The following is a 15,163-nucleotide window of genomic DNA, read 5'->3' as shown; positions in this document are numbered from 1 at the left end:
AAAAAGAGGGTATATATATTTAATAAAACTTTAAAGGGTTCATTTGGGAGATTCTAGAGTTTTTCTCAATTGAAACGATTATAAAATTTTTCAAAAGAGATCTAAATAAAGGGGAAAAAATCATATGAAGAATTTAGTCATACTTGGTGGTGGGTATGGTGGTATGCGCATGCTGCAGAGATTGCTGCCTAATCAGCTTCCTGAAAATGTGAGCATCACGCTTATTGACCGTAATCCTTATCACTGCTTAAAAACGGAATATTATGCTTTAGCGGCAGGCACCATTCCTGATCAGCACATCCGTGTTGCATTTCCTGAACATCCTCGCTTGAAGAACGTATACGGTGAAGTACTTTCCATCGATATGGAAAACAAACAAGTCATTATCGAAAATCAAGAACCTGTCGTTTATGATGATTTAGTCATTGGCCTTGGCTGTGAAGATAAATACCACAATATTCCTGGTGCAGACACACATACGTATAGTATCCAAACAATTGATAAATCTCGCCGCACCTATTCAGCATTGAATAATTTGGGTGCAGGTGCAACCGTTTCGATCGTGGGTGGCGGCCTTAGTGGTGTCGAGCTAGCCAGTGAATTGATTGAAAGCCGTTCTGATTTGAACGTTAAGTTATTTGACCGTGGTCCGCATATTTTATCTGCTTTCCCGGAAAGGTTAAGCACGTTTGTGGAGTCATGGTTCGATAAACATACAATTGATATCGTTCATCATTCAAATATTACTAAAGTTGAACCAAACCTGCTTTACAATGGCGACGAAGCAGTCCAAAGTGACGTAATCGTTTGGACTGCTGGAATTCAGCCAAGTAAAATCATCCGTGATATGGATATTGAAAAGGATCGTCAAGGAAGAGCAGTCTTGACTCCTCAGCATTTCCTTCCAACTAATGATAGCATCTTTGTTGTCGGCGACTGTGCAAGCCTGCCACATGCACCAAGTGCTCAATTAGCGGAATCTCAAGCGGAGCAAATTGTCCAAGTCCTTGTGAAGAAATGGGCAAATGAACCACTTCCGGAGAGTTTCCCTGCCATGAAGCTTAAAGGGACATTAGGTTCTCTTGGTAAGAAGCAAGGTTTTGGTCTTGTTGCAAATCGTCCGATCACTGGGAGAGTGGCGCGGCTCATGAAATCAGGCATCCTCTGGATGTATAAATACCATAACGGTTGATTTTATATTACCGATTACCATAAACTGGCCCATGAGCTGCGTGCAGCTCTCTTCTTGGGTCAGTTTTTCTTATTTCTTCCATTATATATTACAATTGTCCTTTATATCCATATCTCTCTAACGTTTCTACCACTTTTTTCAGACGTACATTTCCTTCGGCGATGATTTCATCCTCAATGAGGACAAGCGGATAAAATAAATCTTCCTCGATCATCTTTGCGGCAAAGGTTTTTTGCTTCAGCTTTTCTGGTGGGTTGTACATATCGACATAGGAAATCTTGAAGCTCTGCTCAGGAAACTTCCTCTTTAAAGCGGCTTCGAGCCATTCACAGGTATCTTTTGAAGATGGAAGATTTACACAGCTCGCACAAATTTGTTCCGCTCCATATACCTCTATTTCAATCTCTTTCAATAGCATACTTATCCTCCCATGGTTCGATTACTTTTTGTGATCATTCACCTGTTTCCCTCTTACTTATATAATATAGATTATATTTCCGCAAAGTTACAGTTGGATTTTTTACTTTCTTCGCATTATAATATGATTAGGAAAGGAGTCGATTGCAATGTCTAACCAAACAATGGAAGTCCAAGTTCAAGAAGTTCTAGATAAGCTTCGTCCGTTTCTTCTTCGTGATGGCGGTGACTGTGAACTAGTTGACGTAGAAGATGGAATTGTAAAATTACGATTACTGGGAGCTTGCGGAAGCTGTCCAAGTTCGACCATTACGCTAAAAGCAGGGATTGAACGCGCTCTTCTTGAAGAAGTTCCTGGTGTAGTGGAAGTTGAACAAGTTTTCTAATATCCCTTTAAATAAGCTCCACCAACATGCAGGCAGTGACTTTACCTGGACTGTTTTAGAAAATAAAGCTGACTCGGCTTTTGCCTATCAAGTTGATTGATACGGCTTGACACGGGTCAGCTTTTTTTGGTCACACTTTTACGTAAAGTTTCTGCTCACGACTACAAAAATTCCAAGCCTTTTTTTTCTTGCTCCGATAAGATAGCCGCATGGCTACCATCATTATCGATTTCCAACTCTTTCACAACAAATTGCGGAAATTCCCTCTTCAATGCCGTGAGTACAGCCGTTGATTTATCTATGGAGGTTATGCTTAAAACAGTCGGTCCTGCACCGCTTAGCGCTGTCCCAAACCCGCCTTCTTGAAGGACAATCTCTTCTATACGTGCTAAATGAGGAACCAGCTCCGCTCGATAGGGCTGATGGAAACGATCGCTTTGCATCATTTCACCAACAAGCTTCCAATCCTTCGTCAGGACAGCGGCAAGTAAGACATTGGCTGCCGCACTTCCACCTATCGCATCTTGATAAGGCAGAGAAGCGGGAAGCACATTTCTTGAATCCTCGGTCAGCAATTCGAAATCGGGAATGACCGCAATCACCTTTACTCCCTCGATTGGAAACGAAACGACATCCGTTCTTCGTTCTGTATGCAGACCCACAACCAAGCCGCCATAAACGGATGCGCCTGCATTATCGGGATGTCCTTCAAAAAGGGATGCTTGCCGATTCTTTTCGTCATCGGTTAAATCGAGTTCACCGGCGATGTTCGCTAATTCGATGCCAGCTACAATGGCAGAGGCACTGCTTCCAAGACCTCTTGCCAATGGAATTTCGCTGGAGACGAAAAGTCGGCAAGGAGATAATTCCTTTCCATAATAAGCCGCCGTCTTTTTGGCAATTTGGACGATATAATTACGATCATCTCTTGGAAAAACGGACATTTCCTCTGAAAGTGGAATGACTTCCCACTGATCTGATAAAGATCCGTGCAACTCCAAGTAAAGTCCTAGCGCAAGACCGATGGAATCGAATCCTGGTCCTAAGTTGGCCGTACTGGCTGGGACACGGATCAAGAACATCTCGGAATCAGCACTCATGCCTGTTTCACACCTTGCAGATGTTCTAAAATGACTTCTTCATCCATTGGCAGCAATGTCGGTTGAATCGTGCTTGTATCGACTGCCACATTCGGATCCTTCAACCCATTCCCTGTCAGGACGGCAACGATTTTACTTCCTTTTTTGATTTCACCGCTTTTTAACTGTTTATAAATCCCCGCTATCGAAGCGCACGACGCCGGCTCTGCAAAGACGCCTTCTTTTTTAGCTAGGAAGTGATAGGCTTCAAGAATTTCTTCGTCTGTGACTTCATCGATTTTACCTCTCGATTCATCCGCTGCTTCGACCGCGAAGTTCCAGCTTGCCGGATTACCAATTCTGATCGCTGTTGCAATCGTTTCGGGATTTTCAATAACCGCATTCCGGACAATGGCCGCTGAGCCTTCCGCTTCAAAGCCCCTCATTTCAGGTAGGCCCGTTTGTTTTGCATCATTATATTCCTTAAAGCCTTTCCAGTACGCCGTAATATTCCCTGCATTCCCGACTGGAAGCGCCAATATATCCGGTGCTGAACCAAGCGCGTCACAAATTTCGAAAGCTGCCGTCTTCTGTCCTTCGATTCGGTACGGGTTGACCGAATTCACAAGCGTAATCGGTGATTTCTCACTAAGAGAACGGACGATTTTTAGAGCGTGGTCGAAGTTTCCTTCAATCGAGATGATTTCCGCTCCGTACATAACGGCCTGGGCAAGCTTGCCCATCGCTATTTTCCCCTCTGGAATGACCACGATGCAGCGCAGGTTGGCACGAGCGGCATAAGCGGCTGCAGCGGCTGACGTATTGCCAGTAGAGGCACAGATGATCGTATCGCTGCCAGCCTCGATCGCTTTGGCTACAGCCATGACCATTCCCCGGTCCTTAAACGAACCCGTCGGATTGGCTCCTTCATATTTTACATGCAGGTCAATTCCCCACTCTTCGGATAAACGATTCAGTCTTATCAAAGGAGTATTGCCCTCCAATAGGGATAGTGCAGGTGTGTTTTCATTGACAGGTAAAAATTCTTTATATGTGCTTATAAGTCCTTGCCAACTCATTTAATGTCCTCTCCTTCAACTCGGTAAGTGCTCTTCACTTCTCTTACCATCTTGTAATCATGTAATTTCTGTTTTATTTGTTCAAATGCAGCCAATGTGGCGATATGGGTAACCAATACGATTTCGGAAGATTCTTTTTCTTCCAGCGGCAATTGAAGGATTTTATCGAACCCTACTCCATGCTCGGCAAATAAATTGGTGATCCTCGCCAAAACGCCCACTTCATCCTGAACATGCAACCGGATGAAGAACTTCGCGAAAATCTCTGTGGCATCTTTTAATTGTTTCGGGTACTGTGGTGAAACGGCACTGCGCCCATTTACGCCAAGCCTCATATTCTTGATGACCGTCACCATATCAGAGACGACGGCAGTTGCAGTCGGCAGGCTGCCCGCTCCCGGTCCGTAAAACATCGTTTCACCGACAGCCTCCCCATATACGTAAACCGCATTATATTCGTTGTTTACCGATGCCAATGGGTGTGCTTCCGGTAGAAGTGCAGGTTGAACGCTGACTTCGACCCTATCGCCTGCCCTGGACGCGACGCCAATCAGTTTCATTGTATAGCCAAGCTTTTTACTATATCTCAAATCTTCTTCGGAAATCTCGGTAATCCCTTGTACCTCGACATCATTCAAGCCGATATTCATCGAAAATCCAAGGGTTGATAATATCGCCATTTTACGGGCAGCATCCAATCCCCCAACATCTGCCGTCGGATCGGCTTCAGCAAATCCGAGCTCCTGTGCTTCCTTTAAGACGTCATCATATGCTCTGCCTTCTTTACTCATTTTCGTTAAGATGAAATTGGTCGTACCATTGACAATACCCATCATTTTCGTGATCCGGTCCGAAGATAACCCGTCTACAAGACCGCGTAAAATTGGAATTCCTCCGGCAACACTTGCTTCATAGAATAAGTCACATTGATTCTCAGTAGCCAATTCCAGAAGTTCCGGTCCATATAAAGCCATTAAGTCTTTATTGGCCGTGACGATATGCTTTTTATTTTTTATTGCTTCTATTAGATAGCTCCGTGTTTCTTCAATCCCACCCATCACTTCAATCACAACATCAATATCGGGATTGGAAAGGATATCCTCGGGATTGTCCGTTAACTTTCCTCTTTCAACATCGACAAGACGCTCCTTCGTCATGTCTTTGACGAGTATCTTCTTAATGGAAATCGAACAGCCCACTTGATGCATGAGCTTGTCCTGATGGCTTTCAATGATTTGTACGACTCCTGAACCGACTGTACCTAGCCCCAATAATCCGATTGAGATAGCTTTCATGTTTGGTTTCCCCCTCAAAACTGTTTATCTGAAAAAAACATTTGTATTTGTATAGTAGACATTATAAGTTTAATTCATATAATTATCAATAGTCAGAAAAGATTGATACACGAATTTCTTTTATCCTTCCCTTGAAAGAGTAAGAATGGATAACCCTTATTTTTTTATGGGAAAACCGGTAGAAGCTGATTACTTAACAGACTTTAATGATTGATTTGTCCCCATTATGATATGAGGTTTTTGTGCGGGATCGAGCCATTTCAGTAAACTTATGACGTTCTTCTCGGCAGTTGCCATGCATCCTGCAGTCGGCATCGTTTCCCCTCTCCATATATGAAGGAAGATTGCACTGCCTTTTCCTTTTATGATCGGATTAGTATTATAATTGATGACCGCCCCATACTTATAGAGTTCATGGTTCATCCTTTCGAAGGACTTCCATTTAGCGGCAGGGTTGCCCTTATATGTTTTCCATTTGTTATAATCCTCGGATGTTTGATCATCGATCCAATAGTCATATATGGTCGTTTTCTTATAGCCCATCTTTACACCGTCAGGCTTCGTTTCGCTTCCAAATGCCGTTCCGAACGAGTAAATTCCTACCGGAGATTTACCATCGCCCTCTTTTTTATTGACCGTAAAGCCGTTCTTCCCAATGACTCCATCCATCTTCTTCAAAAAGCGTCGCCACTCCCCGCTTTTCTTTTCATACAGGATGACTGTAACCTTCGTATCACTCATCGACTTCCCCGTCACCGATACAACCTGGTTGACACCTTTTCTCGTATCGAATTTCTTCAGCAAGGCTTGTTCCTCAGAGCTGAAGACCTCCTTTGCAGCCGTCATGCTGATATAGGCGGTCTTTTTCGCGTGACAAACTTTATACCAGTTTCCGGTCCGGCCACTAACCGATACTTCATCATTTTTCTTATATGTTTTTAACGTTTTACTTGCAGCGGAAGCCCCTTCTTTCACATCAGCAGTCGCCTTCATGACGATTCTGAATTGTGACGCTTCACATCCTGTTTTCGTTTCAGCCTGCGCAGGCGTGGCCCCTTGAAGACCGAACAGGAATATAAGGGCGGCCATTATCATCTTTTTCATCGACTCTTCCTTTCTCATCTTGGTTGAATTCACGGATAAAATCAAACTATTCAAAAAAATCTTGTTATCATCATAACATAGACAATCTGGATGAATCATATTTCTTTACGTTTTTAGCTAAATCCAATCAATTTTTGGCAATTCATATTGTTTGGCCGGCACTTGGGCCAAATCATAAAAGTGTTTGAGGAAGGATTCATATTGCTGGGAAGATTTCGTGATTTGGGCAATTTTATCTTCAAGCTCATTCGATCTTGTTTCCGTCGTTTTGGAGAAATACTCTTCGACAGTTTCGAAATAATGAATCGGAAATAACATTCGCGAATATAACAACCGGGCGGAAAAACTAGAGAACGGCTCGATAGCCTGATATTCTTGAAAAAAGCGGCCGATAGCACGCTGATGCGTGTGCACATTCTGAAAATAGTGTTCCCTCACCCATTCTGCGACATCCCTTGTCCCGTGGTCGAATACCCAATCAAACGGATTCTTCATCCATTTATTACTTTTCCACGTATCATGCAAAAACCGTTCGTAACAAACCGTTCCACTATCGACAATTTGCGGCGTATCATCAATTTCCGTGTCGACTAAATATTGAATCGCATTTTCACCTAGCACCATATAATAGGGAAAGGTTTCTATAAACAACTTTTCAAACTGGTTATTAGGATGGGCGGTCAGCTTATCCTTCCAAATCCGTTCCAGTTGATCGATCCTTTGTTCCCAAAGTTCTTTCCATTTACCAATTCTCGAGCAGGCAGAAATCGTTTCATTAATAGTTCTCCCACGCTGATGGAATCTTGCCAGACGTCTTCCTGGATTGAAGTTTTTCGGGCCATCCAAAGCTTGATTGCCAAGAAGGATAAATAACTGTTCATCGGCTTCCGAAACATAACTGCCATGATTGGCCAAGACGAAGGCGGAAACGTGACGATCTCCTTGGGAAATCAGATGTTGCGACATTTTATGGCGCTCGACCAATTCCTCCTGCTCCACATTCTCGATCGGAACGATGCTGTAAAGCATATCTCCTGAACGAAAACTCGGAAACCTGCTATCGGCCTCTTCGCGCTCTACTTGGATTCCGTAATTAGTAAAAATGATTTCTTCTATCATGGAATGGCTCCCTTCATTAAATGGATATAATAGAAATAACGGACATCATATACTTATATATATGTGGAATAACCCGTTTTCTGAATGATTATCGAAACCTTTTGGAAAAACGAAGCACTTCATGGATTTTCACAATAAGCAATCAAACGATCTGCACTAGAACTTATCCCTAAAAATATAGAGAAATGGGTGATCACATGGCTAATATCGAACAATCAATGTCCGAAAAAACAGCTCGGAGATGGCTGAGTGAACGAGGAGTTAGATTGGAGGATATCGCTGAGCTTGTCATGTATTTACAATCTAGCTATCATGAAAATCTCCAAATGGCCGATTGCCTTCATAATGTCGAACGGGTTCTCTCAAAACGCGAGGTCCAAAATGCCATCCTGACCGGCATCCAGTTGGATATACTGGCTGAGAAAAAATTACTCGAGGAGCCTTTGCAGAGCATCATCGAAATAGATGAAGGCCTATATGGAGTCGATGAAATATTGGCCTTATCGATTGTCAACGTTTACGGATCGATCGGTTTTACCAATTATGGGTTCATCGATAAACAAAAACCTGGCATCTTAAAAGATTTGAATGATAAAAGCACAGGTAAGGTCAACACCTTTTTAGATGATATCGTCGGGGCGATTGCCGCTGCCGCTTCAAGCCGGCTTGCCCATCGTACCGAAAATGTAGAATAAAGCCGTTGATGCGGCAACAAAAAAACCAGGGCTGCTAAGGGCAGACCTGGTTTTTATTCATTCGAAGTGCCATTGGTCAAGCGTGTTGACTACATAGGTTGGCTGCTGCTTATACTGCTTCAGGCGTTCTGCAGTCGTTACCCCGGTATGGACAAGCAAGGTATCGATGCCTGCATTGATGCCAGCCATGATATCGGTATCATAGTTATCGCCGACCATGATCGTATCTTCTTTAGGAACCCCTAAAACTTGGAGCGCTTGCTCGACGATGACCGATTCAGGTTTACCGATGAAAATCGGCTGTACTTGAGTCGAAACGGAAACAACGGATGTTAAAGCACCATTCCCAGGCAAAAGGCCTTGCTCGGTAGGAATGGCAATATCCCCGTTGGTTGAAATGAAGACAGCGCCATTCCGGACTGCCAGGCAGGCCTTTGACAGCTTTTCATAATTAACACCACGGTCAATGCCCATCACCAGGAAGTCTGGATGCTCTTCCACCAGCTTCATTCCTTTGTCCTTAAGAGCCTCGATGATGCCTTCTTCACCCACTACATAGACGGATGCATCTTTTTTTTGTTCGGCTATGTAATTGGCAGTCGCCATGCTTGTCGTGAAAACTTGCTCATCTTCCGTGGCAATTCCGATGCTCCTCAGTTTATCGGCTACCTGTGCCGGGGTCCGGGACGAATTATTCGTTACGAATAAATAAGGGATATCCCTCTTCCTTAAGTCATGTATAAACCCAGCCGCCTCCGCGATTTGTTCAGTCCCGCGATACATGGTACCATCTAAGTCAATTAAATATCCTTTATACGACTTCATTTAGTTCGCCTTCCTAACGCTGCTAGTTTTTAAAAGCTGATACAGGTCCCAATTCGTTTGTTAAATAGTCCCTCACTGAATTCGGGAATGACTTGAATGCCTCGATGTTTTCCTTGAATACGGAATGCAGCTCTTGGTGATCGACTTCGATGAAATCCTGAACCAGCATTTTTCTTAGCGGCAACGCCTTTTTGAATTGCATCGCCTTATCCTCGACAATGACCTTTTCATCATGGAGAATATCGATAATATCATCATAGCTGCCTGGATCGCGCATGATGAACCCATCAATGATCGCATTTCCCGCATCTAGCACGGAATCGATGGATGTATGTATGAGCCTTTCTGCGATAAGCTCCGAATGGTCTCCATCCCAATTATCTAGCCCTTCAAAAAGTCCAAGCTGCTTTTCAAGAAAAACTAATAGTTGTTCAATCTTGTGACGGTCTACAAAGTACATGTTTTACAGATCCTTTCTGATCTAAGATGATATGGGAATACAATCTAAAATTGAATGGCAAGCCTTGGCATATCCTATGCCAAACCAGCCTTATTCCTTGATGATACCATAGCTTCTCCCACACTCTCAATTCCTTCAGCTGCAGCAAGCGACCCTTTCCTTTAATGAATGGCCCAATAACCCTTTTACTACCGCCATGATGGTACCCTTTGTATGGTTTACTTCAACCCCTTAATTGATGCTGGACATCTCGCACGTCATAATCTAAAATGACTGTTCCCCTATTAAAGTCGCTTTGTTATGATGTAATTACAAATAACTAAAAAGGGAGTGATACTAATGGAAGATCGTTTTTATTTATACAACGATGTCGTTGATTCTAAAACCCGGTTCATCAGTTTCATGGGAGAGGAATCAAGATATGATTTGGCGATCACGACAACCGATCGCTTTTATGGGAAAAAGCTTGTGTTGAATATGCAAAGTAACCGTTTCGCCATCATTGGGCCGGATGATTTGGAAGAAGAAGGCTACCTTGAGCATGCCTTTCAGTTGTCACAAGCGGAGGCGGAGGAACTCAATCACTTTTTAATGGAAATTGTCTAAACGGCTGAAGTTTACTTTCTAAACGGGGAATCCTACTGAATGTACGATTACATGAGGGGGGGATTACCTTGGACAAAGAAAAGTATCATGATTTCTCCAATGTCGAAAAGCAGCGGGATTATTTAATCCCTGAAGAATTTCCCGAAGGACCTTTTGGATCACCGATAGCAAAGGATGCACCAGTTGAGAATAAAGATACACCATGGCAGGAAGGGCAACGATACCAAAGTGCCTTCAATTATGAAAATAAATCGCTGCACGAAGACTTGCCACGAAAATACCCTGGTGCTCATCCGACACATGATGATCCGGAAAAAGATGAACAGCCTCCTTACAAAGGGTATGGAAGCTCTTGATTCGGATGGCCAGAGCATTTCTGGCCTTTTTTATTTCTTGACTTTCTTCACGACGAAATAGGGGCAGCCAAAATTACAGTATTCATATAAATATTCACTAAGAGTGCTGATTTTCGTGTCAAAGGTCGCTTTCTGATTCGTATCATCAAAAAATCCCCGCAGCCTTAATTGGCCATAACCCCAATCTCCGACAATATAATCATATTTGGTTAAGATCTCACTGTACCTGGCTTTAAAGGCATCTTCGTTATAGCCTTCCCTTTCATCCTCAATTATTTCATAGGTCATGTTATTGATGGTAATCATTGCTTTCACCTCTCATTCATACATACTTTCCTTAAATTATAACTGATTCCCCATCAATTACTAAGCGAAAAATAGAGAAATATGTTCATCCTAAAGTTATGGGGGTGTTATTGATGAAAAAAACAATCATGACGTTAGGTTTAGGCACGATCATTGCACTAACCGGATGCTCTGACAAACAAGAGCAGGGGCTCGGCGTAAAGAATCATGCAAACAACCCGACAAACGTAAATAATCCTACTAAGTACTATGACGAGGATTATCGTAATCATGATAACAAGAGTGATGATTTCGGCTTTACCCGGACAAATAAGACGACCACGAATGGACGTAATGTTTCCAATAAAACCGCTTCCATTGATCGTGAACAACTATCCGATGTCATTTCCAAACTGAGCGTACAGATCCCAAATGTAAATGATGTATCCACCCTCGTGACTGACGAGGAAGTACTGGTCGTTTATGAAACTGATGCCAAGGATAGAACGGATACCGCAGACCAAGTGAAGCGCACTGCCATGTCCGTCGTCCCTCGTTATTATCATGTATATGTAAGTGATGATCCAACCCTCGCCCAAAATGTCGAGAATTTCGCTACATTGAAATCAGGCAGCCGAGGCATTGACTATACGATTGAACAGACCATCAAAAGCATGCTCAAGTCTCCACAAGGATATAAAATGAGTGACGTGGAAAATGAAAACGGTGAAATGGTCAACGACAAGAAAGATCATCACGATAACATCAGGCAAAAAATGGACAATCTCTAACTTCCATAAAATGAAAGGACCGAATCCGCTTCGGTCCTTTCGTTCGTTCTATTTCAATAATTCCTCGCCTTTGCTTTGCCTATTCTTTGCGGCTGCGTTGACCTGTTCATCCGCATGATAGGAAGAACGGACAAGCGGACCGGATTCACAGTGGCTGAAACCTTTTTCCAAAGCGCGGTCTTTTAATTCAGAAAACTCCTCGGGCGTGTAATATTTAAGAACCTTTAAGTGTTTTTTGGTCGGCTGCAAATATTGGCCGATCGTCATGATATCGACATTATTAGCCCTCAGGTCATCCATCGTTTCAAGGATTTCCTCCCGTGTTTCACCTAGACCGACCATCAAGCTCGATTTTGTCGGGATTTCCGGATACAATTCCTTGGCCCGTCTTAACAGCTCCAATGAACGTTCGTATTTAGCCTGAGCCCGGACACGGTCGGATAAGCTTCTGACAGTCTCTATATTATGGTTGAGAATATCTGGCTTGGCATCCATCAAAATTTTAATATTTTCATGCACCCCACCCATATCGGATGGCAATACCTCAATTGAAGTAAATGGATTTTTACGGCGGATGGCACGGACCGTCTCAGCAAAAACTTCAGCGCCCCCATCCTTTAAATCATCACGGGCAACAGCCGTTATGACCACATGCTTTAGATTCATCAATACAACGGAGTCTGCGACGCGCTCAGGTTCAGCCCAGTCCAGTTCATTGGGACGTCCAGTCGTAACCGCACAAAAACGGCAAGCCCTTGTACAAATTTCACCTAAGATCATGAAGGTCGCCGTTCTTCGTACAGCCCAACATTCATGAATATTCGGGCATTTCGCTTCTTCACAGACCGTATGAAGATTTTTCTCACGCATCATATTTTTTAAACCTAGGTAATTTTCATTAGTATTCAGCTTTATTTTTAACCAATCTGGTTTTCGAAGAATTTCTTTATTTGTAGAAGACACGGAAATGTCACTCCATTCTATAGAAATTAACACACCCTACTTTAACAATAATAATGCATTTATACAAGTTCTACATTGATTCCCATTATTTATTTTTCATGTTTGAAGCCAAATCAGCAAAACTATAAAAGATGGACGGACTGATGTTTTTATAAATACGATTGTGTCCTGAAAGGAGCTGCCCGTTGAAAAGAATATTCCTTTATATCTTAGCTAGTCTGTTTATTTTGAATGAACCTAGCCACGTGGCCAATGCGGCTGTCGAAATCCCTGACGCATACGCAGGGAGATTGGAGCTATATAAAAATATGGAGGCAACCCTCCAGATCCCTTGGTATTATCTCGCTGGTGCCGATCAATATGAGCATAGCATAAGGCTTGCCCGGCCGGATTTGGAGCCTGCAAAGGGGTTGATAGGAATCAATATCGAGCCTTCAAAATGGACAGGCGCCCTTAACCCCAACATAAATGATGTGAACCCGCTCACGATTACCTTTTTTGACGGCTTGGGCGAGGACGGAAATGGTGATGGCAAGGCCGATATCATGAATGATACAGATCGTTTATATGCGTTCTCAAAGCAACTCCGCTCTTACGGGACCGATGAAGATAATATCCGGATCGGCCTTTGGAATTATTATAAGCGGGACAAAGCCGTCAGCATCATCATCGGCAATGCCGAAATCTATAAGAAATATGGCCGCTTGGATTTACAGGAGAAAGCATTCCCGGTTCCGGTTCGGACTCATTATACGTATTTGAATACATGGGGAAGCGCTCGCGGCTGGGGAGGCAGAAGAATTCATGAAGGCACGGACATCTTTGCGGATTATAGCCTTCCGGTTCGATCGACGAGCTATGGGATCATTGAGATGAAGGGCTGGAACAAATTCGGCGGATGGCGGATAGGGATACGGGATTTAAATAATACGTATCATTATTTTGCCCATTTAAGCGGGTTTACCGACGGTTTGAAGGTTGGACATATTGTCGAGCCCGGACAAGTCATCGGAGGAGTGGGCAGTACAGGATACGGCCCTCCAGGAACATCCGGTAAATTCCCTCCACATCTGCATTATGGAATGTATAAAGACAACGGCCGTACAGAATGGAGCTTTGACCCTTACCCTTACTTAAAAATGTGGGAAAGGAAGGATTTAGCCAAAAAGCAAAACTAGGCGGCGTGGAATTTCCCGCTGCTTTTTTTTGATTCGAACATATTCCCCTGAAGCTGATGCATAGGTATTAGTAAAGGGGGCTAAAGCGTGTTCCGAAAAAGATTTCGCCCAATGAAATTCCGAAAAAAGGGGCCTCTCCCCACCCGTAAAGTATTTCTTTATTCATTCATCCTTTTCATCATTTCAAGCATCATGACACTTTGGTACGTTGATAAGGAAATCGAGCCTATTATCATGAGTGTAGCCGAATATGAGATCAAACGGATTGCCACGGAAACGATCCATGAATCGGTCGATGAGAATATCTCCAAAATCGATATGAAAGAAATCATCACCAACAATGAGGCTGGCAAGGGCACCAGTTCTTCCTATAGCTTCAATCCAGTCATATACAGCAAATTGCGCGCTAACATTACAAACGATATTCAAAAGAAGCTTGGCATCAAACAAGGCAACCCCTTTAAAACGGGTTCAGCGAAACTAAATGATGAACAATATAAAAGTGTGGTCTATTATATACCGTTAGGCGTCGTAACCGGAAATAACCTCCTTTCCAATTATGGACCGGAAATCCCAGTGAAAATGTCAGTGATTGGCAATGTTGAATCGGATTTGAGGACAAAACTGACGAACGCAGGCATTAACAATGTTTATTATGAATTGATTGTTGATTTTGATGTGAACATTCAAATCGTCATTCCCTCTTTCACTAAAGAGACCAAGGTAAGCCAGGAAGTGACAGTCGGCAGCTTATTGATCGAAGGTGATGTGCCAAGTTATTTCAGTAATGGCAATGGAGCCGTCGCTCCTGCCATCATGAAGGAAAACAAGGAATGAAAAAGCCAGCTTATCCTGAAGTAAAATGTACCCTATAGAATGGACACTTTTAAGAGTCTATCTTGTAGGGTACTTTTGTCTATAATTAGAAAAACGCTACGGAGTGAATTATGTCTGAGTGAATACGAAGATGGAAACCCTATCGCCCACTTGTTGGAGGTTTTGGACTTCGTTCATTCCATTTCACTTTGCGTGATAAAGAAGATAAGATCTCTAATTGCCTATAGTTTTGATGACTTGTACCTAGACTGTTCCATTGCACTGCAGGCGCTCCCTTTCCGCGGGCGATCCATGAGCCTCCTCAGCTTTCAGCCTGCGGGGTCTCACGTAAACCGCATTTCCCGCAGGAGTGTCGCACCTTCCGTTCCATTCCACTCTGTGTGAATACGAAGATAGAAAAATGGGATCCCAATTGTCCGTATGCAGGCGAGACACCGCCTCAAATGCTATGCAAAGCCCAAATTGGCGAGTAAAATCACGAAACTCGCGTGTAAAT

Annotated in this window: 18 protein-coding genes; 8 read left to right on the top strand and 10 right to left on the bottom strand. The window is 43.2% G+C overall.

Annotation, left to right across the window (positions count from 1 at the left end; genetic code table 11):
- Positions 1-124: 124 nt before the first annotated feature.
- Positions 125-1,192, top strand: a complete 1,068-nt coding sequence (locus ASU00_RS03930) for an NAD(P)/FAD-dependent oxidoreductase (RefSeq protein ID WP_057912129.1) — start codon at positions 125-127, stop codon at positions 1,190-1,192.
- A gap of 88 nt (positions 1,193-1,280) precedes the next feature.
- Here ASU00_RS03930 and ASU00_RS03925 read toward each other — a convergent pair whose 3' ends face one another.
- Positions 1,281-1,610, bottom strand: coding sequence for a YuzD family protein (locus tag ASU00_RS03925; protein ID WP_057912128.1), 330 nt, complete (start codon positions 1,608-1,610; stop codon positions 1,281-1,283).
- A 148-nt stretch (positions 1,611-1,758) separates the two neighbouring features.
- Here ASU00_RS03925 and ASU00_RS03920 point away from each other — a divergent pair, with 148 nt between their 5' ends.
- Entirely contained in the window at positions 1,759-1,995 is a 237-nt protein-coding gene (locus ASU00_RS03920; RefSeq protein WP_057912127.1) for a NifU family protein, read from the top strand.
- 161 nt (positions 1,996-2,156) lie between these two features.
- On the opposite strand, the gene thrB is transcribed toward ASU00_RS03920, so the two are convergent.
- From thrB to yutH, 5 genes are all read right to left on the bottom strand, one after another.
- Positions 2,157-3,095, bottom strand: a complete 939-nt coding sequence (gene thrB, locus ASU00_RS03915; RefSeq protein WP_057912126.1) for a homoserine kinase — start codon at positions 3,093-3,095, stop codon at positions 2,157-2,159.
- Positions 3,092-4,153, bottom strand: a complete 1,062-nt coding sequence (thrC, locus tag ASU00_RS03910) for a threonine synthase (RefSeq protein ID WP_057912125.1) — start codon at positions 4,151-4,153, stop codon at positions 3,092-3,094. The genes thrB and thrC overlap by 4 nt, the downstream gene beginning before the upstream one ends.
- Positions 4,150-5,448 (bottom strand): homoserine dehydrogenase, encoded by a 1,299-nt coding sequence (locus ASU00_RS03905; RefSeq protein ID WP_057912124.1) that lies wholly within the window; start codon positions 5,446-5,448, stop codon positions 4,150-4,152. The genes thrC and ASU00_RS03905 overlap by 4 nt, the downstream gene beginning before the upstream one ends.
- Positions 5,449-5,637: 189 nt before the next feature.
- Complete coding sequence (locus ASU00_RS25990; RefSeq protein ID WP_236712578.1) at positions 5,638-6,552, bottom strand: L,D-transpeptidase family protein; 915 nt, start codon at positions 6,550-6,552, stop codon at positions 5,638-5,640.
- Positions 6,553-6,669: 117 nt separating this feature from the next.
- On the bottom strand, positions 6,670-7,671 hold the full coding sequence (yutH, locus tag ASU00_RS03895) for a spore coat putative kinase YutH (RefSeq protein WP_057912123.1): 1,002 nt from the start codon (positions 7,669-7,671) through the stop codon (positions 6,670-6,672).
- A 197-nt stretch (positions 7,672-7,868) separates the two neighbouring features.
- Here yutH and ASU00_RS03890 point away from each other — a divergent pair, with 197 nt between their 5' ends.
- Positions 7,869-8,366: a phosphatidylglycerophosphatase A family protein gene (locus ASU00_RS03890; protein WP_057912122.1), complete on the top strand. Its 498-nt coding sequence runs from the start codon at positions 7,869-7,871 to the stop codon at positions 8,364-8,366.
- A 57-nt stretch (positions 8,367-8,423) separates the two neighbouring features.
- Here the strand turns inward: ASU00_RS03890 and ASU00_RS03885 are convergent, their stop codons facing one another.
- On the bottom strand, positions 8,424-9,191 hold the full coding sequence (locus ASU00_RS03885; protein ID WP_057912121.1) for a TIGR01457 family HAD-type hydrolase: 768 nt from the start codon (positions 9,189-9,191) through the stop codon (positions 8,424-8,426).
- A gap of 22 nt (positions 9,192-9,213) precedes the next feature.
- Positions 9,214-9,651 carry a DUF86 domain-containing protein gene (locus ASU00_RS03880; RefSeq protein WP_057912120.1) on the bottom strand — a complete coding sequence of 146 codons (438 nt, stop codon included), beginning with the start codon at positions 9,649-9,651 and terminating at the stop codon, positions 9,214-9,216.
- 339 nt (positions 9,652-9,990) lie between these two features.
- Here ASU00_RS03880 and ASU00_RS03875 point away from each other — a divergent pair, with 339 nt between their 5' ends.
- Together ASU00_RS03875 and ASU00_RS03870 are read left to right on the top strand one after the other, a co-directional pair.
- Positions 9,991-10,257: a DUF3055 domain-containing protein gene (locus tag ASU00_RS03875; RefSeq protein WP_057912119.1), complete on the top strand. Its 267-nt coding sequence runs from the start codon at positions 9,991-9,993 to the stop codon at positions 10,255-10,257.
- A 68-nt stretch (positions 10,258-10,325) separates the two neighbouring features.
- Positions 10,326-10,613, top strand: a complete 288-nt coding sequence (locus ASU00_RS03870) for a hypothetical protein (RefSeq protein ID WP_057912118.1) — start codon at positions 10,326-10,328, stop codon at positions 10,611-10,613.
- A gap of 30 nt (positions 10,614-10,643) precedes the next feature.
- Here ASU00_RS03870 and ASU00_RS03865 read toward each other — a convergent pair whose 3' ends face one another.
- Entirely contained in the window at positions 10,644-10,919 is a 276-nt protein-coding gene (locus tag ASU00_RS03865; RefSeq protein ID WP_057912117.1) for a YutD family protein, read from the bottom strand.
- A gap of 113 nt (positions 10,920-11,032) precedes the next feature.
- Here ASU00_RS03865 and ASU00_RS03860 point away from each other — a divergent pair, with 113 nt between their 5' ends.
- A complete protein-coding gene (locus ASU00_RS03860; RefSeq protein WP_057912116.1) occupies positions 11,033-11,689 on the top strand; it encodes a YhcN/YlaJ family sporulation lipoprotein in 657 nt (218 codons plus the stop codon).
- 48 nt (positions 11,690-11,737) lie between these two features.
- On the opposite strand, the gene lipA is transcribed toward ASU00_RS03860, so the two are convergent.
- Positions 11,738-12,652 (bottom strand): lipoyl synthase, encoded by a 915-nt coding sequence (gene lipA, locus ASU00_RS03855; protein WP_057912115.1) that lies wholly within the window; start codon positions 12,650-12,652, stop codon positions 11,738-11,740.
- Between the two features lie 185 nt (positions 12,653-12,837).
- Between lipA and ASU00_RS03850 the strand changes: the two genes are divergently transcribed.
- Both ASU00_RS03850 and yunB read left to right on the top strand, forming a co-directional pair.
- Entirely contained in the window at positions 12,838-13,830 is a 993-nt protein-coding gene (locus ASU00_RS03850) for a M23 family metallopeptidase (protein ID WP_057912114.1), read from the top strand.
- 87 nt (positions 13,831-13,917) lie between these two features.
- Positions 13,918-14,667, top strand: a complete 750-nt coding sequence (gene yunB / locus ASU00_RS03845) for a sporulation protein YunB (protein ID WP_057912113.1) — start codon at positions 13,918-13,920, stop codon at positions 14,665-14,667.
- The last annotated feature ends 496 nt before the right edge of the window (positions 14,668-15,163 follow it).

This window comes from Peribacillus muralis (assembly GCF_001439925.1).
Lineage (GTDB): Bacteria > Bacillota > Bacilli > Bacillales > DSM-1321 > Peribacillus > Peribacillus muralis.
Note: the sequence above shows the minus strand (reverse complement) of the source record. Positions and strands in the feature narration are given on the sequence as shown.